The organism is Dictyobacter kobayashii, from assembly GCF_003967555.1.
Taxonomy (GTDB): domain Bacteria; phylum Chloroflexota; class Ktedonobacteria; order Ktedonobacterales; family Ktedonobacteraceae; genus Dictyobacter; species Dictyobacter kobayashii.
On the sequence record NZ_BIFS01000001.1, the window covers coordinates 1,429,513 to 1,455,508 of the forward strand.

The following is a 25,996-nucleotide window of genomic DNA, read 5'->3' on the forward strand; positions in this document are numbered from 1 at the left end:
CGATACGTATAATTCCGATACGGCATACATCACTCCTTACCCGCAAAAATGCATCCAATTCTTTTCAGAGCTCACCCATCATCATCTCCTCCGCCCCACCCAACCAGGCCCACCAGCACAACTAATCCCCTTACCCCATGCAAGGGAAGACAACGCCCACCGCCAACCCCCTTTATACCCACGCCCCCAACTCCAACCATCCCAGACATCCCACCAACCACACAAAATCCCCACCAACCCATAACATAAGAACATAGATCATACGCCAATAAAAAAGATTTTCTTATTTATTTATTTCAATACATCTCCAATAAGCGCAACCACCCCACTGACCCTCAACCATCCACAAAGCATTCATCTCCACACATCTCCCATTCTCAAGTTCTCAATCACCCCCACGCCCCTTGCAAGGGCACCACCAGCCAAAACGCCTCGGCCCGACCAGCCACCCCACACCACCACGAACCAATCACCCTTTATAACCCATCAACCCCATATCTCCACCACCGCTCCATGCTTCCCCAAAGCGCAATCCCACTCACCGCCTAGCGCTTCTTTTTCTTACGTCCCCCCTGAGCAGGCCGCATCCTCGCCCGCAACTCCTCATAATTTTTCCGAACCCGCTGTGTATCGGGATGTTTCGCACCCAACACCTGCTCACAAATAGCCAACGACCTTTTAAACAACGGCATCGCCAGCGAATATAAATCCCGCTGAACATACAGCATCGCCAGATTATTCAAGCTATTGGCGGTATCTGGATGCTGCTCCCCCAGCACATTTTCCCAAATCGTTAATGCCCTCTTACAGAACGAAAGCGCTGTTTGCAATCGTCCCTGCTCCTGATACAATACTGCCAGATTCCCCAGGCTCGTCGCCGTCTCGGGATGCTGCCCCCCCAACACCGCTTCATGGATCTGCAGCGCCCGCTCATACAACGGCTCCGCCTCCCCATACCGTCCCTGCGCCTGATACAATGCTGCCAGATTCCCCAGGCTCATCGCCGTCTCAGGATGCTGCCCTCCCAACACATCTTCTCGAATCTGCAGCGCCCGCTCATACAACGGCTCCGCCTCCCCATATCGTCCCTGCGCCCGATACAATGCTGCCAGGTTATGTATACTTGTAGCAGTCTCGGAATGCTCTCCTCCCAACGCCTCTTCCCGGATCTGTAATGCTCGTCGCAGGAGTAGCTCCTCATCACTGTATTTTGCTTGCTGGCTATAGAGCAATGCCAAATTACTGATGCTAGTGGCCGTATCACGATGCTTCTCTCCTAAGACCTTCTCGCGAATCTGCAACGCTCACTGATAGAGTGGCTCGGCTGCTTGATATTTTGCTTGCTGACGATACAGTTCAGCCAGGTCATCCAAAATCGTCGCCACCAGGGGTTGCTCAGTTCCTACAACTTGCTCACTTATAGCGAGCGCCCGCTGCAAGAGTGGTGCAGCCTCCTGATAGCGTGCCTGCCGATACTGTACCTTGCCAAACCAATGAAAAAGCTGCGCCACCTCAACAAAAGTGAATTGCTGTTGCTCAATCAACTCCACACCCCGCTGCACCTGAGGCAGATACTCCAGGCAACGTGGCCAATGATCCTGTTCATAATCAACCGGCGGCGCGCTCAGCGCCAGGGCCTTCATCACACGCTCAGACCACACTCGTAGCTCCTGCTGGCTCATCTTCGTTTGCAACACCACCTGAACCAGCCGATGGATCGTCAACGTCTGGTTGGGGTTGCGCCGAATCAGCGAATAGCGCAGCAGATGGCGCATTACCTCATTAAATGCCAGCCCATCGCCACCCAACACCGTCAGAACAGGACTCAGCGCCTCGGCCCCCTGATCAAAAAGCGCTTTCGGGATCGCATCAGGATCCAGCAGGGCACACACCGCTAAGAAGTCTCCAGCCACCGAACTGGCCTGTTGGACCTTCTCAAAAGAGAGCGACCAGGTCGTGGCCACCTTCTCCGGATAATCATCATCAACGCTCCCACGCTCCCTGAGCAAATCAGCATACCGCTGCCGATACAGCTCCAGGTAGCCCTGCAAGCCACATTGCGTTTCTTCAATATATGCCCCGGCCTGATCCAACGCCAACGGCAGCCCACCCAGTTCCCGTGTGATCTCCCTAGCTCTTGCCTGATCCTCTTCCAACACCCCGGCCAGCGACGCATCAGCCACATCCAGCAGGTTCGCCCGTCGCAGCAACAGCAACGCCCCCTCATCCACCGCCATCGTCGCCAGGTCCACGTGCGCCCTACGTCCCACACTCTGCGAGCGCGTCGTAAGCAGCGTCTGCCCCCTCGCATGCAGCGGCGGCAGACCCTCAATATCCGCAAACGACTCCACATTATCCAGGATCAGCAGCCAGCCCTCATGCTGCTGCATCCAGCGCTTCACCGCCTCAATAATCACCGCCTGCTCTTGCTCCTGACCCAGCGGCAACTTCAGCAGCAAACTGACCCCCGCCAACCCCAAGCGCACCGTCTGCAGCGCATCGGCCGTAATCCAAAAGATATGGGTATATTCATCCCGATAGCGATACGCATACTCCAGCGCCGTCTGCGTCTTCCCAATCCCGCCCAGCCCACTGATCGCCTGTGTCAGCGCCGCCGTCTTCTCCTGATGCAGCGCCTCATACAGCCTCCCCAGCACCTCCTCACGGCCCGTAAACAGTGGATTGCGCGCATACGGAATATTATCAACCACCACCCGCGCAGGCGTATCCGAAGCCGCCTTAAAAGCAGGATCAGCCTGCAAATCCCTCAGCACCCTCCGTATCCCCTCAACCACATCCACAAACGCCTCATCCTCATCCGCCCACGTACTGATCGCCTTCCCATCCCTCGGCAACGCCTGCAGCCGCTCAAACGGCGTCCCCTTCCAATCGCAGGAACGCACAAGCACCGGGATCACACACGCCTCTTTTTGCTCATAGCGCTCCATCGCCCGACTCACCTCCACCCCATAGCAATACTCCGAAGCCATAAAATCAGCACTCACCAGCAGCACAATAATCGTCGCCTTATCAAGCTCCGCAGCGATCCTCGACGCCCACTCCTCACCCCCGCTAATATCGCGATCAAACCAGCTCGAAACCACCCCCTGCCGCTTCAAAGCGCTCAAATGATTCAGCAACTTCCTCGCAAACGCCTCATCCTCATGTGCATACGAAAGAAAAACCCCAACAGCATCAGACCTATCAGCAGGCATAGCCATGCCCTCTCTATCGTCATAATAGCAGAAATGCAGCATTCATTTACACATGCAAGTATATGCGTATTCCATCCAACTATCAAGCGTATAGGCCCAATACCACACCCAACCAACAAAACCGCAGAACCGCCCCAACGCCCACAAACCAGCAAACACAAGAAAATAAGCAACATAAGACAAGACAAAGAAGAAGAAATATGATATGCTACACCAATCAACACACAGAAGTTCCCGTAGCTCAGTGGATAGAGCACCGGTAGAGGAAACCGGGCAAAAAAAAGAGCGCGCCACACCAGCGCACCCGGTTTTTCAAGAGATACACACCCGGTTGAGAGTCCAACGCACCCGGTTATCTCAAAAACAGAAAGAAAAGAAACCAAAATATGAGCTCAAAAACACCAAATGTTCCCGACTGGAATCGAACCAGCGCACCCGGTTCCGGAGACCGGTGCTCTATCCACTGAGCTACGGGAACTTCATTAGCAACTATATCATATTCGTCAAGCTTTCTCAAGCAGCATGCAGGGCTATTTGAGCTCCCGGTAGTGCTATCATGTTCGTCTTCTTTAATCTTCCATGTATACGATGAAGATCATTATTTTTATGTATTGATATGTTTGGAATTATCTGATATTCTGTGCCGACGACGATGGTTATTGGTGTGTGGATAGAAGGGAGCGGCGGTTTATGATGCCTTTTCAATCTAATTCAACTCCTCCTCGTACGATGTCTTTGTATGATGTTTCTCAGCAACAAACTCAGCCTTATACGGTGCCTGATGAGTCTGCGGCCTCTACTTCTGCTGAGCTGGATTTAGCACAGATACCCCAACCTGTAGATACTATAATGAAGAAGCAGTACTTGTCGCGGATATTGGCGGTGGTGCTGGTGGTGGCTCTGGCGGGCAGCATTTTCTGGCTCTGGCAACCTTCGTCAGCCTCTTCACAACAAATTGCGGTAACCTCAACACCCGGCGCGACGACGAGCAGTACTCAAGATACTGTAGCTTCAGGTAATGCGGATAACAATGGCAATATCCAGGTCTATATTGCGGGTGCGGTCCAGCATCCCGGGGTTTATACGCTGGAAAATCAGGCGCGGGTTTATCAACTATTGCAGGCAGCCGGCGGGCCACAGCCAGGGGCCAATCTGGCTGCGCTGAATCTGGCGACCCATTTGAGCGATGGGCAGGAAGTTTATGTACTCCATGCCAATGAGACACCAGTAGCGGGATCAAATGGTACCCCAGGCAATAGCACGCAGGTTACCAGAGTGAATGTGAATACAGCCAGTGCCGATGAGTTACGTCAAGCACTACAGATTAGCAGCAAGTCAGCACAGACAATTGTGACTTATCGTCTACAACATGGTCCATTTCTATCCGTAGATACGTTAGCAAAAGTAGTAAGCAAAACCGTCTATGCAAAAATAAAGGATATGGTAACCGTATAATGACAATTACACATGAGTTTATGATGTTGCTGGAGGGTGCAATCTGGGTTGTGTGTCTATTGTTGGGTGTCGGACTGGGGACATTGCTTGGTCGCTGGTCGGGGGTACTGCTAGGCTGGATGGTGGCTACGTCTCTGGATGCAAATATTCTCAAAGGTGGTCGCCTGGGCAAGCGTCTGGGGGCATTCATTGGAATAGGCATTGGCCTCGCCGTGGCGGCTTTTTATGCGAATCAGTTGGTAACAATGGCGACACACCAGTTCATTGTTCACTAGATACGTGACTCAATTCAGGTAACACTTGAGGTTGTGATGTGGGGAGGGGGAATATATGATGGGAAAAGTGTTAAAACCAGCAGCGATGCCGGGATTCAATGTATATGGATTAGCTATTGTTGTTATAGCGACGACCTGGCTGGCTGGCATTATTCTCGCCAACTGGCTTTCTTTCTCTCCACTACTTCTACTCTGTGCCGCGATAGCGATACTGCTGGCAAATGTGCTCTACTGGCGCATAACACCAATACGCCTGCCGTTACTGGCACTCTTTTTCCTCGTTCTGGGGCCTGGCGCTATACAAGTATACTCCCCGCCAATGATCCACTGTCGATTGCCCATCAAATCAGTACAAAAGTGGTAAAGCTTCAGGGTACGGTAAGCGATGAGCCCAGGTTGGCTGGCCGGACACGAATTTTAAAGGTTGCTGTGGATAAGATAGCGACTACAAGCACTTCTACCTGGCAAACGGTACATGGCACCATTGAAGTTCAGATATCAGGAACAAGTATTGAGGATGCTTATGGTGCAAATTATGGCGATAGCCTGACATTACAGGGAAAACTGGCCGCTCCCCAGGCACACGGTCCGGCAGATGTACTGGCGCAAATGACGTTTCCACACGTCACCGTAATTGGTCATGGTGGCAATCCACTGATGGTCTGGCTCTTTCACTGGCGCATCCACTTCGCAACCTTACTTGAGCAATTGCTGCCTCAGCCCACAGCAGCTCTACTGATCGCGATTGTGCTTGGCCTGCGCACTCCACAACTGGAGCCCCTGACCCAGGCCTTCAATGTCACCGGGACCGCACACCTGATCGCGCCATCAGGATTCAAAGTGACAATAGTGGCCAGATTGATCATCAGCTGTACCAGCTGGCTTTATACTGGACGATTAGCGGATTTCTGGCCTGGCTCGCGACGCCGCATCTGGCAACGCTGGCTCAGTACTGCTATTGTGCTATCCTGCATTGGTGCCTACACCATTTTAAGCGGGGCAGGTGCGGCAGCTATCCGTTCAGGGATTATGGGAAGTCTGTTGGTACTGGCCCCACGCTTAGGGCGTACCTATAATATTTATACGGCTCTGGCCTTTACAGCGCTGGGCATGAGTCTGCTTGATCCATTGGTGCTGTGGGATACAGGCTTCCAACTCTCATTTCTAGGCACCCTGGGAATCGTGCTGTTCACGCCACAGATACAACAATGGCTCCATCCACTATGCAGGCTACCGGGTGGTCATTTTCTAGCAGAAACCTGCGCGGTAACCCTGGCAGCACAGCTGGCGACGCTACCAATCTTCGCGCTCACCTTTCAACAGGTCTCGTTTATCGCTCCTATAGCAAATATGTTGACCGTCCCGTTGCTGGGGATAGTAATTACCCTGGGACTGCTCCTTTGTGGTTTGGGGCTGCTCTCACTAACAATAGGAGCTATCTGTAGCTGGTTGATCTGGCCTCTACTCTGGTTCATGAGTCAGAGCATCCTTGTCTGTGCGGCACTTCCAGGTGCCTATCTAAGTGTTCCAACGCTGGATAGTCGCCTGGCCTGGCTCTATTACCTATCGCTCTCACTATTGTGCTACTTCTTATTGACACGCTCTTCCTGGCACACGAAGGTCTATAAGCAGCATACTCCAAGAAAACTTCTCTCAAAAAAGGCTCGACGTTTACTATACGCGGCTATAGCCGTAGTGATTATCCTGACGACAGGCATAGCAACGCTGCATTCACAGGCGACAGGAACAATCTCTATTACCTTTTTGCGCGTCGGTCCCTCTGGTAAACCAGCTCAGGGTGAAGCCATCTTTATACGCACAGCGGACGGAAAAACAGTGCTTATTGATGGTGGACTGGATGTGCCATCGCTCGCGCAAGCATTAGATGCCCGCCTACCTTCCTGGCAACGTTCACTGGATGTAGTGGTATTGACCGTTCCACGAACAGATCATTTGCTGGGATTACAAGATGTGGTGACCCGCTACCAGGTTGGTACAGTAATCGATGGAGGTATGCTCCATCCCTCTGCCATGTATGCCCATTGGCGGCAAACTATTCAGGAACAGCATTTTTCATATCAGCCAGTAGCGCGTGGCCAAACATTGTCAGTGGGAAAAGATACATTGCTGCAAATCATCTGGCCAGAAGCGCAGCTCCATGTCAGCAATAATGTACAGGATAATACATTGATTATACGCCTGATTGCTCCTGGTATTCGGCTATTATTGTTGGGCACAGCCGCACAAAGTCAATATACGCTCTCGCAGTTGACCAGCCAGAGCACCGATAGTTCATGGCAGGCTGATATAGTTCAAATTGTCGCAGATGGTAACCAGCCGATACTTAAAGAATTGGTACCGCTTGTACAACGAGCAAACCCTTCTTTGTTAATAGTGACACCACCCTCTATCCGTCTGAAGAAGCAGACCTCAAGCAGCACACAAATAAAATTACCAGATGCACTATCGCATATCCCCAGTCTTAGCACAATAAAAGCGGGCGCGATCGAAATCACAGGAAATATACAAGGTTGGAAAGTAGCTTCACCATAGATAAATTGAATAGTACCTATGCTGTTTACAAGCATTGAAAACCTTTAGCTAACTCTTTATCACAATAATTTATATGATGAGATCGAGAACCCACAGCAGTTATCCCAACCAGGTAAGGGCATTTCAGCACTTGATTGCTACAACCCATAACCTTTGCATACGTACAAGTAAGTAAATACACACATCGCTCTGAAACGACGCTCCAACAGCGCACGTAGTTTTAGAGGGCAAAAAAAATTACGTATCCATTGATATTAAGAGGGACTCGGCCAACTATGTTTTGTGAACGTTGCGGAAAAGAAATAGCAGCTACAACCAGGATATGCCCGGTGTGTGGGAGCAATATTAAACAGCAAGCAAGCAATGAACAACCACATACCTCCTATGGCGTATATCCGCCGCATGAAATGGAGTCGCCTGCTCAGCAACGGCGACCAGATTTTGTTCCACCGGCTTCACAGGGCCCTGGCCATGGCACTCATCCTCCCTACAATAATGGCTATTCAGCCTCACCCCCACCCTATCAACAGCCACCGGTATATCAGGCGGCCTTTACGACCTATGCGCCCGGAATTAATCCAAATACGTTCACAGTCACCCAGGAAAATAATACCCCGCTGGTAGCGGAAATTATTCTGTCCTTGTTCGGTATTTTCGGTGTGGGTTGGCTCATGGCACGCGAAACGACAACGGGAGCCGTATTACTGGTATGCAGCTTCTTGTTTTACTGGCCTTTGATTATTCTAGGAACCATCTTTACGCTTGGCATTGGATTGATTTGTCTGGGACCTCTAGCGGTTGGGGCAATTATTGTCAATGTCATACTCTTAAATAGGGTTATAAAGCGTAAGGCTACGCGTTTTGTGGTTACCTCATCACAACCACCACAACACATGACGGTCCCACCACAGCACTATTAATGCAGGCAAGAAAAATGCAGTAAGAAAAGCTTTTTCTGAAGAAGGGCTTTTTCTTACTGCATATGCCCTATTTAGGAAATGCCAGACGGCGATACTTCTCTTTTGATTCTAACCAGGCTTCATCAGACAGGCCCAGTTTTTCTCGCAGACCATCTAAAGAGGTGCCATCACGCAGCTGTTGCACCGCAAAGGTGTCGCGTAACAGTTGCAAAGTGACGCGCTTCTTAATATTCGCGGCCCGCACGGCCCGCGCCAGGATGTAGTTCAAATTACGATCTGTACACGGAAAGACAACATCTGTCACATGATAGCTCTGCAGATAGCGGCGGAAGATCTCAGTAAACTCGGCTGGCAAGGCGATACGACGCTCGCGATGTTGTTTGTTGGTGGAAGCCGCAAAGCGGATCGAGACCAGAGGATTATGGACATCAATGAGATCTATGTGATGAACCTTGAGTCCCATCACCTCTTCTTTTTTCAGGCCAGCTCGTAAAATAAGATAGACCAAGCAGTGGCAGCGCGCATCCTCTTGCGCCGCCTCCATCAGATGCAACACTTCCTCATCCGATAGTAACTCTGGTAGCGGTGGTTGTGGACGCTCCAAAGTCAGGCTGGCAGCAGGATTCTCGCGAATAATATGCTCACGCTCAAGCCAGTTAAAGAAGTTTTTTAGGAATGTAACACGCCGAGCCATAGTCTTTGGCGCCGGAGTCATGCCTGGAGTTCCAAACTTCAGTTTCATCAGCCAATCGGTCACATTCTCTTTAGTAATACGACCAACGGGAATATCAGCACCCAGAAAATCCACCAGCATCTTTAAATCCGAAAGAAAGCATGTCACGGTATAATTGGATTTGCCGCGCAACATCAACTCTTGACGATACGGATCGGCGCAGGCGGCCAGGCTGGTTTGATCTGTCAGGGCAGACATATGTTCAGGTGGGGACGCCACGTATTGATCATCAAGCACAATTGGAGTTCCGAAAAGGTTATCCTGTTCGATAGGCATCTCTTCGGTCTGCACCGCGATAGGCTGTTTTTCCTGCTCAGAATCCTTCTGCATTTTAGCTCCTCGCTGCTCTATATATTCCATCCGCAATTTTTATCATGGAGACGTATGCGGTGATGCTCCTGACATTTCCAGATGATTGCAGGAAAACATCTCGACACGCACATCCATCAACATTCTATTGCTACCTCATATGACATGCTTATGCATTTCATTATAGCAGAAGATGAGGAGATGGCAAAGTATCTCTTTTTCTTTCAGAATACTTCTTTGTGTATAGAAAAGCATCATTTCTGCAAAGAATAGCTAACGACGGAGATAGCAACAAAAATAAAACACCTTCCAGGAACCACTGGAAGGTGTTGCGCAGGGCTTTTTCATGTTCCTCTGTGGCGCCTGCGGCGCCGGGTTGGGAGGGTGGAGTGTGTATGGTGAGCGGCCACAGCCGCCCACCATACACACCACTCCTGAAATAATGTACCTCTTATCGCTTGCTCGTGATCTCTGGACGAACATGAAAAAGCCCGGGATGTTGTGAGCATGCGGTTATGCATACTATGTTATATATATAAAAAAGACCTGCAATTACTCACGTGCAGCATCCAGATCTTCAGCTTCCCACTCATCGTCATCATCCTCGAAATCGTCGTCTTCGTCGAGATATTCCAGGTCCGAGTATGAATAGTCAGTTAAATAGGACTCGCGCCGAATTTGGATTGTCGGATGAATGGCTGGAAAAGGCTTCAAACCATTTAATGCATTTGGGCCTTCCATCTGCATTTCGGGCTCGGGAGAGCCCTCTCGCACTAAGACATTCTCGTCCATAGCTACCGACTCAAATCCCAGGCGCCGCAGGTCCATTACCATGCCGGGCCAAATGTCTTCAGAATCAATAGCCCACCACTCACGACCCATATAACGTACTGGTCGGACGCGCAGTGGCCGATTCCCCAAATCATTCAGAATTGCAATCTGACGACCCGCTGGCTTGTTAGCTTGTTTTGATCCCACTTAGCACCTCCATAAATTTTTGGTGGTGACACCTGAATCTCATATCTTCGTCCCTGAAGACCTTTTTCAGGATATACGTAAACTCTTACTCCTAACTGTCTTATGATACCCCGTTTTTCGTTGTAACTCAAGAGCAGATGAGGGTTTCTTTTGACTTTCACATTAATACAGTGTATATGGATGTCTGGCACTACTGGAATCTGGTAATCCCATGCTTTTTCATCCATGTATATCTATAATGATTATACGTCCATGCTCTATATTTCTTTTCAATGAATACAAATTTGGAACATGTATACTGAGTGGAAAACTTTTATAAACGATCAGAAATACTGCTTGCTAGTAGCTTGCTACGCGCCACCACGCCTCAACTATTTTCGCCTCTACTGATCAGCCTCCGGGCAGCTACACCCCATCTGATCGCATAGTAAAGAATTCCTATGTCCCTACTTATAACAATCAGAATCCCAGCCGATATTCCAATTTCAAGAAACAAACAAGCTCTTCTGCATTGACTCAATACTTAAAACAAGGCATAATTGATAGGATCATCAGAAATAGGCACAACGTGTTTAAATAATAAAGGCGGCAGATGTCATGGGTCAATCAGGAAAATTTTTTCGGGCCAGTAACGTGCCGCGCGCAACCCTGCGACGACTCCGCGTTATTCCCAGCTATTTCTTTCTGGTCTGGCGCTGGAGCATGTGGCTTTATGCATTAATAGTGATTGTCTTCTCCCATCCCAGCTATGTTGATACAAACAATATCAATTATGGCTCAATGGCGGCCTTTTTATTAATTATCACATTTATTGAAACCTTAATTGTCACACTCTACGCTCCCGTTCTACAGATCCTTTTTCCACGCTTATTAACAACTGCTTCTCGTCAGACTAGAGAACAGGAACAATTACGCCATCAACAAACGGACGAAGAGGGTGAGGCGGAATTGCTTCCTCCTTTCGCCCAGACGCGCAATCATTATTGGAATATTGCGATCTATGGAATGGATGTAATTATTTGTGGCCTTGTCATGTATTATAGCGGCCCATTCTCAAATCCTCCCTTTGGCCTTGGTTCTCCTTTCTATCGCTATGGGATGTCAACGGTCTTTGCCGCAGCCTCCGCTTTCCGCTATCAAGGCGGCTTACTGGCGGCCCTGGGCTACGATCTATTCGCGCTGCTGGGCATGGTGATACACGCGCCCGGATCGACCAGCTATACGCCCAATGCCGTCGATATTGTGGGCTCACTCGTCGATACACCAATTGTAGCTATCCTGGTCGCATATCTCTCCAACCTTCTAGAAAACTATGCGCGCAGTAAACGGCAAGAGCGCGAGAATGCACGCACGCAGGCAGCGCTGGTCCATATCGGCGAAACGCTATTGAAGAGTACAGGTGATCGCAATGAGCTATTGCAGCGCAGTATCGGACCTATTCAGAGAGGACGCTTCGATCGCCTGACGATCGCTTTAATTGAATTTTCATACGATGATGAACATCCAATCAAGCTTCCCCTTCATCTCGCCCCCATGCTAACCTGCACAGAAACAATAGTGCCAACCGATCAGCTACCAGATCGTAGCTCGCAACTGATACAGAAGGTGCTGCGAACCAAACAGAAATTGCTTACGTTCGAATCCCTGGAAGGTAAGAACCAGGGTATTGCGCGTCTGTATCTACTTCTGCGTAAGGACGATCATGTTCAGCTGGTGTTGGGCGCTGAAAGCCTGCGTATGACGCCTTTTAAGGCTCAACATGAGAAGTTTCTGACTATTGCTGGTACGCAGTTGCTGGTGGCACTGGATAATATCAGGCTGGCCGAACAGACTGTCCAGCTGGCAGCGGACGCTGAGCGTGGTCGCATTGCGCGCGAGATCCATGATGGTATTGCTCAACTGACATATATGCTGAGCCTGCAAGCAGAGACGTGTGAAGCACAGGCACAGCGCATCATTGAGGCCTCAGAAGAAGATGCCGAGCTGCTCATTCCCCTGGCGGAACGCCTGGGTAAGATGGTTACCATCTCCAAACAAGCACTCTGGGAGACACGGAACTATATGTTTTCGCTCAAGCCCTTAATGAGCGGTACTACTACACTGACACAGATGTTGGGCAATCAGCTCAGTGAGTTTCAGGCTATCAGTGATCTTCCTACGCAATTACACGTCGAAGGTGCTGATGATATCTATGACGAGCCACGCCGTCATTCACGCCGCTATGCTCAGATCGGTACAACATTCTTCCGCATTGTGCAAGAAGCCTTAACGAATGCCTATAAGCATGCTGGGGCCACCCGGCTCGATGTCTTTATACGCTATCAACCCAATCGCATTGAAGTGGATATCTGTGATGATGGACATGGATTTTCCATACACGGGGCACAAGATTCACAGCCGCCGAATGAAGAACCACATATCCTCTCGGGCCACGGCATAAGAGGAATGCAGGAGCGCACTACTGAGCTCGGAGGTCAATTCGCAATCTTACCCCAACCAACCGGCGGCACCATAGTCCGTGCCAGCATACCACTTTAGCCTGAAAAGGAGTTTCACATGGCCAAAATTCGTCTTATGATAGTTGACGATCACGAGGTGGTACGCCTCGGCATGCGTGCTGCATTTGAACTGGAATCAGACATTAATGTTGTCGGGGAAGCAGGTAACGGGGCCGAGGCTCTGGCCAAAATCAATGTCTTTATGCCTGAAGTTATACTCATGGATGTGCGAATGGAGAAAATGGGAGGAATTGAAGCCTGCCGTGAGATCCGCAGTCAATATCCACAGGTTTCGGTCTTAATGATCACCTCTTATCCCGATGATGAGGCAGTTACAGCTTCAATCATGGCAGGGGCCAGCGGCTACCTGCTCAAAAATGTCAGTCGCGTAGAGCTGCTTAAAGCAGTCCGGCAGGTCGCAAGTGGACAATCCTTGCTCAAGACTGAAGCAGCCAAAAAGGCGATCGCCCAGATGACAAATCTGGCTAATCATAACGAAGCGACGCCAGCCGATGGCTTGACCGATCGTGAACGTGAGGTCCTTGCCCTGGTTGCCCGTGGTTATACCAATAAGCAGATCGCCGAAGCCCTTTACTTAAGTGAGAAAACTGCGCGCAACCATGTCAGCCACATTCTGGAAAAACTTGGACTCGCGCGCCGTAGTGAAGCGGCGGCCTATGCAGTTGAACATAAACTCACCCAGCCAAAAGCCCAGTAATCTAAGTGTCTATCCGTTCACGTGAGCGGATAGACACTTAGATTACTATATACCACACTGGTCTTATCGCCTTTGTCCCAGGCCGCAAGGAAGCCAATATCGCCTCCATTGAATGTAGTATCCTGAATGGGATCAGGCTGATACACGCCATTAATATAGAATAAGAGCGTTCCGCCACGCGCAATCACCTGCAGGCGATTTTTGTCGGTTCCGGTCTTCAAAGCTGAGGAGGCGGCCCAATCGCGCAAGACAGTCATCGAGCCCAGATCATAATTCTTAGAGACGGAGATCTTATAATTCCCTTTATTATCGACCTCGAAAAGATAACCTTGCAAAGGTCCGACATTCATACGGAAGAAGAGCCCACCTGAGTGTCCACTCTGAATCGACATATCCACCTGAACGGCAAAATTCTGGAATTGCTTACCCGCTTCGTGACATTTGGCAAAGGTATTGAGTTGATCAGCATTAACATGATAACCATCGCCCTGGAAAGAACAGGTTGTTAGATCGCTATCCCACTGCGCGGCCTGCGTATCCGCATTATCTTTATTATTCAAAGCATCCGTATACAGTGGATTGGCAGCGGTAGCCGTTTGGATGACGCCCGCAGTGGCACTGGCTTTGGCCTGAGCGGTGGCTGTTACCTGGGCCTGGGCGGTCGCCGTCGCCTGCTTCTTCTCATTAGCGGTTACCGTCGCTTTAGCCTGCACAGTCGCCGTCGCCTGGGCCACAGCGGTCGCGCTCCCATTTGCCTGCTGCACAGCGGTAGAGGTGGCTGCCTGAGACGTCGATTGCAGATTCGGCGTAGCCGTGGGCTCCGGTGTGACCATGGCTTTAGGACGATTGATGGTTGTCATGACGGCATAGGAAACAGGGATGGCGATAATCAATAGAATAATAATAGAGATCATGGTCACAATCCAGCCCTGGGTGCGCGCCGTAGTATTTTTTTGTGGCGTCGGCGGCGGATAAAATGGGGCCTGGGCCGGATAATATCCAGAGACGTGTCCGTAGTTACCATTCTCCTGTGAGTTGACAACCGGTGTAGGTCGTGTCGCCCTTGGGTAAGAAGCGGGAGGCGGTACTGCCTGCCTGGTTGACGGGGTAAGTGCCCCGCTCTGCTGTTGTTGAACGTTGGTTACTGGCACTTTCGCGGTAGCTCGTGCCGTGGTGGCCTTGCAAAAAGCATTGGCCAATGCGGTCGCGGTCTCATAGCGCAATTCCGGTTTCTTCTCTAATGCTCTGAGAATGACGGCTTCAACCGCTGGAGAGAGGTTGGGGACATAATTGCGCGGGGATGGGGGCACCTTATTCACATGCATCGCGACGACCGCGATCTGATTTTCCGCCACAAATGGCAGGTGGCCGGTCACCATTTCATACAGCAACACACCAAGGGAATAATAATCACTGCGTGCATCTGCCCGGTAGTTCGACTCGAACAATTCTGGCGCAATATAATCAACGGTTCCCAACACATTGCCTGTGCTCGTCAGTTGGGTAGACTCGCTCGCGGTACGGGCAATGCCAAAATCTGCCAGATAGCAGCGCCCATCAGCATCTAACAACACATTAGAAGATTTAATATCACGATGAATAATACCCTGCTCATGCATGTAATCCAATGCATCAGCGATATCACGTAGATAGCTACATGCCTGTTTAAGAGAAATGGAAGAGCGGCGGATACGTGTACGTAGCGTGCCACCATCCATATAAGGCATGACAATATAGTACACGTTCATTCCATCAATGCGACAGGTCCCGGTATCATAGACTGGCATAAGATGCGGATTATGAAGGGACGCCATCAGCTGGGCTTCACGAATAAAGCGCCTCAGTAGATCTTCATCCTCGCGCTTAAACACTTTTACAGCAACTTCGCGTTCGAAGTGAGGATCATATGCCAGATAAACTTCTGCCATACCACCACGCCCCGTGAGCTGCTGTAATTCATACCGATCGAGGGTTCTCCCCTCCAGATCTGCCATACATTACTCCAATACCCAAAAAGCAAGCAGATAGAAACTGCTTCTGTTCTATTGATACACACAAGATATAAAACGATCTTATAAGCGTTTCGTTGCTGTCTCTCAAAATCCTCTATAAAAAGATACAACGAAATTTGAGCATAAAAATAAAGAGAGTCAGAAGGTCAGTAGTATATACGTAATACATCCAGGTGTGGTCGCACATCTACCATCCTGATGCGCCCCTCACGGTGCCTGTATGGAGATGAAGGGGATAGGCCGGCATTGTACAAAAGATTGAGATACATACACAAGTGAAGCATACCTTGTCCTACACAAGTGTATGCCTCACTATATCACGCAGCAGTCATTTTCTCAATGCAGGATGCGTATCTCTGGCGGATTGATTCCAGTTACAGTTTTACGTATAGCTGCGATAATACATCATAGCGATAGACTGGATCGCCGGGATGGTAGTGTAAGACACCGTTGTCGCTCTCTAACCAGACCATAATCTGTGTACCAGTGGGAGCGTGAAATTTGTAGTGCCAGTGATCGAGAGAATTTGAACCGGTGACACCGAGCAGCCAGGCACCACCATCTGTATCAATGGTGTTTGGGTCCAGTTGACTACAAGGAGTTGAGTTATCATCGTGCGTATCGTTGGCTTGAAAATCACAGGCCCGTAAGATCATGCCATTGAAGCTGGCGGCTGGATCTGCATAGGGGTAGTTATTAAAGCCTGGCACAGTCTTACGTGGTAACATGGCCTGGGTCCAGATCCAGGCTCCAGGATGCAACGAGAGAGAGGTTTGCACAATTAGCTTCACGGTGACATTGGATGTGATACGCACGGTCAACTGACATCCCTTGGAACAATCAGGGGTATAATCCTCTTGCGATTGTACTTTAATTAAGGGCGTTGGCAGGACCTGGCGTGCGGTGGCAGCATCTATTTTCAGGAGTACCCCACCCAGGGCGACCAATGGATATTGCGGTGATAGGGTCAGGACCATACCTGGCTGCAAGCGATGGCAATCTTGCCCCAGATCCTGGCTTAATTGCTTAACCGTGTTGGGATTTGCGTCACTAAACACCTGGCTGGCGCTATACATATGCATGCGATAAGCCAGAACGGCATCACAGTTATCACCCTCTCCAATGGTATATTTAATCGAACCTACCTGTGGCAGTGTTGTCAAAAAGGCCGGCAGAGGCGTGGGGGTCGGCAAATTGGAGACATTTGACAACGTATAAAACATATTAGTCACAGATGGTAGGATTCCGCTTCCTGCATGGGCGCCATAGATAAATGTAGGAACCGCAAGTAGTACCATGATAGGCAAGATTACCATTAATTTCCATGGTATAGAGCGAAAAAAGATATGTAAATTTTCTTTTGGCGTGCTTTTCGGATGAAAACGACGAGCCATGAGCGACTCCAATCTAAACTAGTCTTACCACACGCATTATAGCAGGGAATGACAGTAAGCACTATCAATAAAAATAAGGGTACTACACGGACAACTGACAATACCTGGTCACCATCCCCGGGCTTGAGGAACCATATCTGGCCCGATGCTCTGTTGTATCAAATTGCCTCAATGTGTATGATCCTGTCCTGCAAATTCGGTCAATATATCTTTTTTGTGTATACCATGACCAGCATTTTCGTTAATCGGCAAGAGTAAGGATCACGTAGTCTCTATTTATTATATTCGTTACGCGAGAAAGCTTTTTACATATAAATGTATCGACAAAAAAGTGTATTTTCTTGCTACAATTTTTGCAGATTTCTAGCCAGCAAAATTTTTTCATGCAGGCAGAAGTACTAACCTGAGCCACATCCTCCATGGCAATGGAGCAGGGCTTTTTCATGTTCGTCTTTGGCGCCTGCGGCGCCGGGTTGGGAGTGTGGAGTGTGTGTGGTCGGCGGCTGCGGCCGCCGACCACACACACTCCACACAGAAAAGAATGGACCTCTTCTCGCTTGCTCGTGATCTTTCTGCGCTCTCTACTGGCAAGAGAGGTCTATCGTTGCGCATAATAGCCGCTATAACTACCAGCGTTACGTTCTTTAAGCTCTTGCGATATATATGCGAGATCTCAAATAAAGCGAGAAAAAAATGCAACAAAAACAAGACGTCTTTGTTGAGAAGACACCAGCAGCTCTACTCTACCAACGCCATGCATCGGCCCTGCTGGCTTATATATATCGTCAGATAAAGTCCAGCGAAGACGCGGAAGATATCTTATTAGAGGTATTTCTGGTCACGCTTGAGCGAGAACAGTTCTGGTCAATGGAAGCCAATGAGCAGCAGGCTTTTCTCTGGCGGGTGGCCCGCAATAAGGTAGCTGATCACTACCGACGTTTTACTCGTCGCCCTAGTGTCCCTCTTAAACAGGTAACGGAAACGATCTATGAGCGCGACGACCTGGCTCCGGAGCAGGTCGCACTCAAACAAGAAGAGTATGCACAGCTATACCAGGTTCTAAGCGAATTACCAGACAAGCAACAGGAACTATTGATGCTGGCTTTGGGCATGGCCTGACCTGCGCAGAAATGGCTCCCCTCCTCAATAAGAGTGAGGGAGCGATACGCATGCTACTCTCGCGCACCCTGAAAGCGCTTCGTACCATCTACAAAAGATAGCAAGTCGAAAGGAGTTATTTGTATGTCTGAGCATCAAGATCATCTAGCACCCGAACAAGTAGATGAGTACATACAGCAATATCCAAAACTTTTGAATTCCGATGATGCGTATCTCGTCAATGATCTACAACAATACTATCAAGGTGATAACCAAAGACATCAGCAAACATTACAAAACGTCTGGAATCGCTTACGAGAGAGCCAGGAGTATAAAAAACATGCGGTGCATGCATTGCTTGAGGATTCCCAACTGTCCACCCAACAACAACATTATGCGGGAAAGAATAGGATAATTGACATGCAACAAATATCCCCCTCTCAAGGCAACTCTAAGCGCAAAAAAGTAAGTCTTTTTCTAACCACTACCTGTGTACTGGCACTAGTAGCCAGCATGCTCATCGTCTTCAATATTATGCAAGTCAATAGCAACAAAAACAAGTCCCATGTCGCCAGTAATACTACTACCAGAGTTATTCCAACCCATCACCACTCAAGACAAATGTTTCCGATCCGGGTGCTTATATTACAGCGATCGCAACCGGTGATAACATGCCGCTAAAGAAGATAGATCTTAAGACACACAAAGTGGTCTGGACACATGTGCTGGGCAATAGCAGCACAACAACTCCCGTGGCAGTGGGAAGCGTCATTTATATTACCGCCATGGCTTCTGGTACCAGCACAGATCAAATTGTCTATGCCATTGACAGCACAAACGGCCACACACTCTGGCAAGTCACGATGCCATCCGATACCCAAGTTCAGCGCATATCGATTACGCCTGCAATGCGAGATATGTATAAGCAGATGAACCAGCCGCTTCCAGCAAACCAGAAGTATATAGATAATACCATCAGCTATACCGCACTGGCCACACCTACCTTTGCCAACGGTGTACTCTATCTTGAAAATGAAGGAGGCCGAATCACAGCACTGAATGCCAATACGGGCAAAATATTGTGGGTGCACGAAGTAGAGGATAAAGCGATGGTCGATGGTACCCGCTACACTGCCCATCAATTAGTGGTGGTCAACAATGTAGTGTATGGCTCTATTCATAAAACCTTGTTTGCCTTAAATGCTCAAAATGGCAAAGGCATCTGGACCAGTAGCATTGATGCCTCACAAATTTTCTCGGCCCCTATAGTATCCAACAACATCATTTATACCGGATCATCCCATGCAGGTAGTCACACCACTACCAATTATGCGGCCTATGCCTATGCTTACAACGCACACACTGGACAGCAGATCTGGACGCAGAATTTAAGCGCTCAATACAACATTGGTGATCCTACACTGGCGAATAATATGCTGTATCTTGGTGCCCAAAATTTAAGTGCGGGCACAGGCCCTGGTGGTATAGATACGAACTATACCTTCTTTGCGCTAGATACCCAGAGCGGGACTATCAAGTGGCAGAATCATATTGGTTCACCCTTTGCCACACCGCTCGTCGAAAATAATGTTTTATACTTACAACAATCGTCAACCTCTGTACAGGGAGTCGAACAAACACCTGATATACTCCATGCCTATGATGCAGCCACAGGCAACGAGCTATGGAATAAAAATATCGATGGTATTAGTCCGTTCGAACTGCATAATGGCGTGATCTATGGGGTTGGCCCGGATCATAAACTTTCTGCCCTCAGCACAAAAGATGGCAGTGTACTCTGGCAGGCAATAGGTGCATCGACAGCCCTGGACAAAATGAAGATAGATGGTGGCCGCGTGTATACCGGCACGATTGAGCCTTAACAATCAATCCCGATGCATAAACAGTGGAAAGCTCAGCCTTTGAAACGAGGCTGAGCTTTCCACTGTTTGTAGTCTACGATAGTTTGCTGGCGTTAGCTGGTCTGCCGGGACATGTAGGCGTGGATGGCACGCAGGATGCGCTCAGGCGTAAAAGGCATCTGCCTGATATGGATATCGGCGGCATCCAGGATGGCATTGGCGATGGCCGGAGCAATACCATAGAGGGCAATTCCGGTAACCGCTTTGGCTCCAAACAGATCAGTGTTATCCTCCGACTCTACCAGATAGTGCTGCAACTCAGGCATCTCAAAGGAGCTGAAGATGTGTGAATCCAGCCAGTTATTGATGAGTGGTACCCCATCCTGATCATAGAACATTTCTTCGCTCATACTGCGACCAAGGGCCAGGGTAACATCTCCGGCAAGCTGCGTCTCGAAGAGAGAGGGATTGACAGGATGGCCGGCATCAACGGCAGTGATAACCTTGACGACGCGGATACTTCCGGTCTCTACATCTACCTCAACCTCGACACCCTGGGCGGCAAAGGTCATTGGAATGGATTGAGCCTTCCAGGATGAGTTGGTCATCAGTTGCCGGCCCTCATTATACATAGCATGGGTTGCTACCTGGGCGAGCGTTAACTGGTTCCCTTGCGCACCCTTGATGATGCCATTATTTATTTTAAGGTTTTCGGGCATCACGCTCAACATACGCCCGGCCACCATTAAGATCTGGCGGCGAATCTGCTCGGCGGCGCGCTTAACCACGTTACCATTCATATAAAATGCCGATACGTCGTTGACCTCGCTCTCAAAAGGAGAGGAGCTGGTATCCGAGGCACGGAGGAGGATATCAAGCGTGGAAACGCCCAGTACCTCGGCCGCAATCTGGGTCAGATAGGTTTGCAGCTGGGTACCATTTTCACCACGCCCACAGAAAAGATCAAATGAACCATCCTCATTCAACTTAATGGTGGCCCCACTGGTCCCACCTGCGATACCTGGATCGCCATAAAAAGAGAGGGCTAAGCCAACGCCATGGCGATAACGATCATTGCTGCGGCTGCCGCGCCGTTTTTTCCACTCCAGCTTCTCTTCTACTACCCGCAAACAGGTTGGTAACCCACAGCTATCAACCAGAGCATTGTTTTCACGGGTCCCACCAACGGCGGCGGGCAGTGGATAGCGGTCCCCAGTCTGGAGCCAGTTCTTGCGCCGCAGGGCCAGGGCATCTATCCTCAATTGGCGCGCCACTTCATCCATATGGCTTTCGAGCGCGAAAAATTCATGCTGCAACTCATAGGCCTGGGATGTACTGGCAGGGGCGTGGTTGGTATACAGGACCTCGGCCAGGAAACGCATGTTGGGAGATGGATAGAGGGCAAGGGCATTGATGGTATGGGCGTGGGCTGTCAAAGGATGGGTCGCATAGGCGCCTGTATCGGCCAGCACCACCATCTGGCTGGCCAGAATCTTTCCATCGCGGCGCACGCCAGTTTTCATGCGCAAAATATATTGCTGGCGCGTATGGTTACTACGGAATTCTTCAGCCCGCGAATACTCAAGTAGAACGGGGCGTTTGGTAGCCATCGTTAATAGCGCGCATAGATCTTCGCCCTCTATATGCTGGCGCAGTCCAAGGTTACCGCCAATCTCCGGCTGCTCAACCCGAATGCGTCGCATCGGCAAGCCGATAACCTGTGCCAGGGTGCGGCGAATATAGTGCGCAATCTGACTATTGGTACGTACAATCAGGGAATCATCTTCATCAAAATAAGTTAGAACGCTATGTCTCTCCAGGGGAGCCTGCTGGGTTGGTGGCACAATATATTCAGTCTCGATTACCTGGTCGGCGGCGGCAAAGCCTTGCTCGACATCGCCAACCTCACTCCGGATGCGAGCTGCAATATTGCGAACCCCATCTAGAATACCCCGTGACTCGCGCTCAGCGTGCACCCGTACAGCACCCGAGGCCAGAGCCTGGCGTTGATCCAGGATAGCTGGCTGCGCCTCATATTCAACTGAGATCAACTTGAGGGCCTGGTCCGCGACCTCAGCGGTCTCCGCCACCACAGCCGCGACGCGATCTCCTACATAGCGCACAACGTAATCCAGACAATATTGATCCGCTAATTGCTCTTCGCCAGCTGAACGTTCAATACTTGAATAAGCAATACGTGGCACATCTTTATAGGTCAATACGGATAGCACTCCGGGTAGGGCTTTGGCCGCTGAAACATCAATAGAACGAATCACGGCATGCGCATGAGGGCTGGTTAAAATACGTGCATAAGCCAGCTGACGCAGTTGAAAATCGGCGGCAAATTTTGTTTTGCCAGTAGTAGCCCGGCTAGCATTACGCGCCGGAGCGGCGATCCCAATAACCTGCAAGGAGGGCCGGGGAGCCGGTACAACTGTCGGCGGCGTAGCAGCCATCATCTGAGACGTGATCGCTGGTATCTTGGTTGTGACTGCACCACTGGTTGAAGCGACGCCACTGGCTTGTAAAGCAGGCTGCTTCTCGCTCTGGCCATCAGTAACAACGGCTGGCTGCTCTTCAGCGCTAATCGTATGATGAGCCAGGGGCTCGACCTTCTCACCGCGCAACATGGTCGAGGCACGCATAACAGCCTGTACAGGTTTAACATAACCGGTACAGCGGCAGAGGTTACCAGAAAGCGCGTCGCGTACCTCAGATTCTGAAGGGGAGGGATTTTTCTGCAAGAGGGCGTGGGCAGAAAGCAACATCCCAGAGGTACAGAAACCACAACCGGCCGCTCCCAGTTCAGTAAAAGCCGCCTGTAAAGGATGGAGTTTCTCTGAACTGCCAAGACTCTCTACCGTAGAAAGGGTGCACCCACCTACCTGGGCCGCCAGCATGACACAACTTGGACGCGGAACGCCATCTACCAGGACGGTACAGGCCCCACACTCACCCGTTTCACAGCCATGCTTGACACTGGTATAGCCCTGACGACGCAATAATGTGAGTAGCGACTCGTTGGGGGCCACATCCAGTCCCTCAACGACCCCATTGATACGTAATTCGAGTTCCATCTAGCTTCCTCTTTCAGATGACACCATGCTGCGCCAGCTGGCTACGTTCATTGCTTCTTCAAGCGCGCGATACGCTAAACCCATGCCACTCACACGCCGATAACTACTACTGGCCCGTATATCAGCTGGTGGGCGGAACGTGGCCATACCTTCTTGCAAGGTAGTAAGAAGTTTCTGGCTATTGAGAGGATTCATAACGGGTGTCCCTTCAAGCAGGCGCTCAACCGCATGCAGACGGATAGGATCCATTGAGGCCCCCCCATGGCCAGGCGAACTTTGCGATAGGCATTTCCTTCAATCTCAACCAGGGCGGCGGCATTTAACAGGGCCACGTCCGCCGGCGTACGGCTGACGCGCATCAGTGAGGTCCCACTACTCAAGGATGGGCGTGGTATCACAACCTCAATAATCAGCTCACTCGGGCGACGCTCTATACCCACCTCACTACAGGGAATACGACGTTCCTGCTTTCCTTTATAGACCACTCCCGATAGGGCCAGCCCGGGACGTTCCTCAGTACCACCGCTCAGATCTATCTGTGTTTTTGATCCTGAGCGCACCAAAACTTCTGCATCCATAGCCACCAGGGCCGTCAATAAATCAGCTTGCGAAGCACGCCCGGCCGCTACGGTCCCACCAATGGTGGCACTATTGCGTATTAAGCGGGAAGATGAAGAGGCATGGGCCGCACGCGCCAATAGGCCAGTCGCGAAATCCCTTAACAACGGGGCCTCGACAATCTGCTGCAACGTGGTCATAGCACCAATATGCACGCCACGTGTATCTTCAGAAATAAAGGCCAGCTCCAGATCGCGCAGATCTACCACAGCCTCGATACTATCATCCTGTAAACCCAGGAGATATGTTCCGCCAGCCAGGGGCACAGTCTTGACGTCAAGACGGCCAAGCAAGAGAAGGACATCATCGATATCCTCTGCCCAATGATATTCAATCAGCTCAAGTAGCATACGCATTACCTTTGTAGGGGGATGCGAGTGAAGGTTTCAACATCGATTAAGCCTTGATCCGTCAATTTAAGGGACGGGATGACAGAAAGTGAGAGGAAGCTGAGTGTCATACAGGGATGCTCAAGTGAACATCCAAGGTTAGCAGCCTCTGCATCTAATGCACGTAACTGCTGGACCACTTCAGCGGCGGGCAAGGGCGAGACCAGGCCGCCAATCGGCAGTGGTACACGCGCTCTCACCTGACCGTCTACAACGCAGACGAAACCTCCACCCATCTCTTCCAGGGCATACGCGGCTTGCAAAATATCACTATCACTCGCGCCCGCAATTACTATATTGTGAGCATCGTGAGCAACACTTGAGGCAATGGCTCCCTTTTGAAGACCAAAGCCTTTGACGAGTCCAAGGCCGACACGTCCACTGGCATGGTGTCGCTCAATCACTACCAGTTTCAACAGGTCGCGCGCGGGATCAGCGACAAGCTCACCATCCCGTAACGGTGCCTCCTCCTGGAGGTGCCTGGTGATGATCTGTCCCGGCTCAATACCAATAACCTCTACCAGTCCGGGCTTACCTGCGATACGCAGATCAGCTTCGGTTACCTTACCGATATGTACAGTTCCGGTGATGCCCGCGATACTTGAAGCTTCCTGGGCAATATCAGGGATCAACCGGCCAGCCTGAGCTACCAGCACTCCATCTTTATAAACCTCTGCAACCTGAAACTTTTTCAGATCATCCAGGATAAGCAGGTCCGCGATATAGCCTGGAGCGATGGCGCCACGGTTCTGTAAACCAAAATATTGGGCTGTATTGAATGAGGCCAGGCGAATGGCTTCTACTGGCTCTAAGCCTCGCTCTATGGCCTGCCGCACCATAGAATCGATGTGCCCACGCGTCATAATATCCAGGGGATCGCGATCATCGGTGACAAAAAATACTCTGGGTGGATGCAATTCTTGCACAATCGGCAACAGAGCGTCCAGATTCTGGGCCGCCGAACCTTCACGTATCATTAACCATAACCCCAGACGAATACGCTGCCGTGCCTCTTCAGCCGTGGTACACTCATGGTCAGACTGGATGCCTGCCGCGGCATAGGCATTCAGGTCGCTGCCATTGACACCAGGAGCATGCCCATCGACAACCAGACGATGCTGTAAGGTGCTCTGGATCTTAGCCAGTACCTGGGGATCAGCAGACAACACGCCCGGGACATTCATCATCTCAGCCAATCCCAGGACCTGCTCTTCATCTAGCAATTGTAAGAGGTCTTCGGCCAGTAAAGTTCGATAAGGACTCTCAAAATCCGATGCCGGAACACAGGATGAAAGCATAACATAGGAAGAGAGCGGCAAGCCCTGTCCTGACTCTAAAACATAGCGAATCCCATCCAGGCCTAACACATTGGCGAACTCATGGGGATCCAACATCACTGTAGTGACGCCGCGTGGAACGACCAGGCGAGCAAACTCAGCCAGGGTCAGCATGGTGCTTTCAATATGCATATGGCCATCGATCAGGGCAGGTGCTAACCAGCGGCCCTGCAAATCACGAACCTCGCGAGCGGGATGGCCCGGGTTTGCTCCATCCTGATGAGGCATTACGCTTACCACGATACCATCTACAATCGCTACATCGGCTTGATAATACTCACCACTACAAACATTCACCAGTTGCGCATTGCGTAGCAACAGATCCGCCGGTTCCTCACCACGCGCCACCCGGATACGTCTTCGCAATTCATCCATTATATCCTCACTTCTGCCTCAAAAATTGTTTTTGAAAGCCCCACAATATTCACTGTATCTATTCCCCTATCCCCACACTCCACAATACATTCCTACTGATTGTAGCTTCATTGTATCGAACTCAGTAGCAGATTTTAACACATAGATGTACTTTTCCTATAATTTCTATCGATCAGATAA

18 protein-coding genes, 1 tRNA gene and 1 pseudogene are annotated in these 25,996 nt (G+C 50.2%); 10 read left to right on the forward strand and 10 right to left on the reverse strand.

The features are described from left to right. Positions 1 to 545: 545 nt before the first annotated feature. Both fxsT and EL645_RS06375 read right to left on the reverse strand, forming a co-directional pair. Positions 546 to 3,257 (reverse strand): annotated as a pseudogene (gene fxsT, locus EL645_RS06370) (FxSxx-COOH system tetratricopeptide repeat protein). A 364-nt stretch (positions 3,258 to 3,621) separates the two neighbouring features. Continuing rightward, positions 3,622 to 3,693, reverse strand: a tRNA-Arg gene (locus tag EL645_RS06375). Positions 3,694 to 3,905: 212 nt separating this feature from the next. Here EL645_RS06375 and EL645_RS06380 point away from each other — a divergent pair. The 4 genes from EL645_RS06380 (at position 3,906) to EL645_RS06395 (ending at position 8,418) form a co-directional block, all read left to right on the forward strand. Further along, complete coding sequence (locus tag EL645_RS06380) at positions 3,906 to 4,670, forward strand: ComEA family DNA-binding protein (RefSeq protein ID WP_126549246.1); 765 nt, start codon at positions 3,906 to 3,908, stop codon at positions 4,668 to 4,670. Further along, complete coding sequence (locus EL645_RS06385) at positions 4,670 to 4,945, forward strand: hypothetical protein (protein WP_126549247.1); 276 nt, start codon at positions 4,670 to 4,672, stop codon at positions 4,943 to 4,945. The genes EL645_RS06380 and EL645_RS06385 overlap by 1 nt, the downstream gene beginning before the upstream one ends. A 36-nt stretch (positions 4,946 to 4,981) precedes the next feature. After that, positions 4,982 to 7,498, forward strand: coding sequence for a ComEC/Rec2 family competence protein (locus tag EL645_RS06390; RefSeq protein WP_246035523.1), 2,517 nt, complete (start codon positions 4,982 to 4,984; stop codon positions 7,496 to 7,498). A gap of 329 nt (positions 7,499 to 7,827) precedes the next feature. Further along, positions 7,828 to 8,418 (forward strand): hypothetical protein, encoded by a 591-nt coding sequence (locus tag EL645_RS06395; protein ID WP_126549249.1) that lies wholly within the window; start codon positions 7,828 to 7,830, stop codon positions 8,416 to 8,418. A 67-nt stretch (positions 8,419 to 8,485) separates the two neighbouring features. Here the strand turns inward: EL645_RS06395 and EL645_RS06400 are convergent, their stop codons facing one another. Together EL645_RS06400 and EL645_RS06405 are read right to left on the reverse strand one after the other, a co-directional pair. Beyond that, positions 8,486 to 9,481, reverse strand: a complete 996-nt coding sequence (locus tag EL645_RS06400; protein ID WP_161977173.1) for a tyrosine-type recombinase/integrase — start codon at positions 9,479 to 9,481, stop codon at positions 8,486 to 8,488. 531 nt (positions 9,482 to 10,012) lie between these two features. After that, positions 10,013 to 10,438 (reverse strand): hypothetical protein, encoded by a 426-nt coding sequence (locus EL645_RS06405; protein WP_126549251.1) that lies wholly within the window; start codon positions 10,436 to 10,438, stop codon positions 10,013 to 10,015. 597 nt (positions 10,439 to 11,035) lie between these two features. On the opposite strand from EL645_RS06405, the gene EL645_RS06410 reads away from it, so the two are divergent. Both EL645_RS06410 and EL645_RS06415 read left to right on the forward strand, forming a co-directional pair. Then, complete coding sequence (locus EL645_RS06410; protein WP_126549252.1) at positions 11,036 to 12,976, forward strand: sensor histidine kinase; 1,941 nt, start codon at positions 11,036 to 11,038, stop codon at positions 12,974 to 12,976. Positions 12,977 to 12,994: 18 nt separating this feature from the next. Next, positions 12,995 to 13,654: a response regulator transcription factor gene (locus tag EL645_RS06415; RefSeq protein ID WP_161977174.1), complete on the forward strand. Its 660-nt coding sequence runs from the start codon at positions 12,995 to 12,997 to the stop codon at positions 13,652 to 13,654. Positions 13,655 to 13,671: 17 nt separating this feature from the next. Here the strand turns inward: EL645_RS06415 and EL645_RS06420 are convergent, their stop codons facing one another. Further along, on the reverse strand, positions 13,672 to 15,648 hold the full coding sequence (locus EL645_RS06420; protein WP_126549253.1) for a serine/threonine-protein kinase: 1,977 nt from the start codon (positions 15,646 to 15,648) through the stop codon (positions 13,672 to 13,674). Between the two features lie 392 nt (positions 15,649 to 16,040). Continuing rightward, complete coding sequence (locus tag EL645_RS06425) at positions 16,041 to 16,982, reverse strand: hypothetical protein (RefSeq protein ID WP_126549254.1); 942 nt, start codon at positions 16,980 to 16,982, stop codon at positions 16,041 to 16,043. A gap of 771 nt (positions 16,983 to 17,753) precedes the next feature. Here EL645_RS06425 and EL645_RS06435 point away from each other — a divergent pair. Genes EL645_RS06435 through EL645_RS06445 form a run of 4 tightly spaced genes read left to right on the forward strand, consistent with a single transcriptional unit; the run spans position 17,754 to position 20,041 of the window. Beyond that, complete coding sequence (locus EL645_RS06435) at positions 17,754 to 18,179, forward strand: RNA polymerase sigma factor (protein WP_246035294.1); 426 nt, start codon at positions 17,754 to 17,756, stop codon at positions 18,177 to 18,179. An 11-nt stretch (positions 18,180 to 18,190) separates the two neighbouring features. Further along, entirely contained in the window at positions 18,191 to 18,280 is a 90-nt protein-coding gene (locus tag EL645_RS46320) for a hypothetical protein (RefSeq protein ID WP_503827011.1), read from the forward strand. Between the two features lie 22 nt (positions 18,281 to 18,302). Beyond that, positions 18,303 to 18,839 carry a hypothetical protein gene (locus tag EL645_RS06440; protein WP_126549256.1) on the forward strand — a complete coding sequence of 179 codons (537 nt, stop codon included), beginning with the start codon at positions 18,303 to 18,305 and terminating at the stop codon, positions 18,837 to 18,839. Then, positions 18,830 to 20,041, forward strand: a complete 1,212-nt coding sequence (locus EL645_RS06445) for an outer membrane protein assembly factor BamB family protein (protein ID WP_126549257.1) — start codon at positions 18,830 to 18,832, stop codon at positions 20,039 to 20,041. Before EL645_RS06440 ends, EL645_RS06445 begins: the two co-directional genes overlap by 10 nt. 92 nt (positions 20,042 to 20,133) lie before the next feature. Here the strand turns inward: EL645_RS06445 and EL645_RS06450 are convergent, their stop codons facing one another. From EL645_RS06450 to ade, 4 genes are read right to left on the reverse strand one after another with little or no spacing between them, the layout of a single operon-like run. Continuing rightward, on the reverse strand, positions 20,134 to 23,097 hold the full coding sequence (locus EL645_RS06450; RefSeq protein ID WP_126549258.1) for a molybdopterin-dependent oxidoreductase: 2,964 nt from the start codon (positions 23,095 to 23,097) through the stop codon (positions 20,134 to 20,136). Then, on the reverse strand, positions 23,098 to 23,346 hold the full coding sequence (locus EL645_RS06455) for an FAD binding domain-containing protein (protein WP_126549259.1): 249 nt from the start codon (positions 23,344 to 23,346) through the stop codon (positions 23,098 to 23,100). Continuing rightward, positions 23,289 to 24,065 (reverse strand): FAD binding domain-containing protein, encoded by a 777-nt coding sequence (locus EL645_RS06460; RefSeq protein ID WP_161977176.1) that lies wholly within the window; start codon positions 24,063 to 24,065, stop codon positions 23,289 to 23,291. Before EL645_RS06460 ends, EL645_RS06455 begins: the two co-directional genes overlap by 58 nt. A gap of 5 nt (positions 24,066 to 24,070) precedes the next feature. Then, positions 24,071 to 25,816, reverse strand: a complete 1,746-nt coding sequence (ade, locus tag EL645_RS06465; RefSeq protein ID WP_126549261.1) for an adenine deaminase — start codon at positions 25,814 to 25,816, stop codon at positions 24,071 to 24,073. Positions 25,817 to 25,996: the final 180 nt, after the last annotated feature.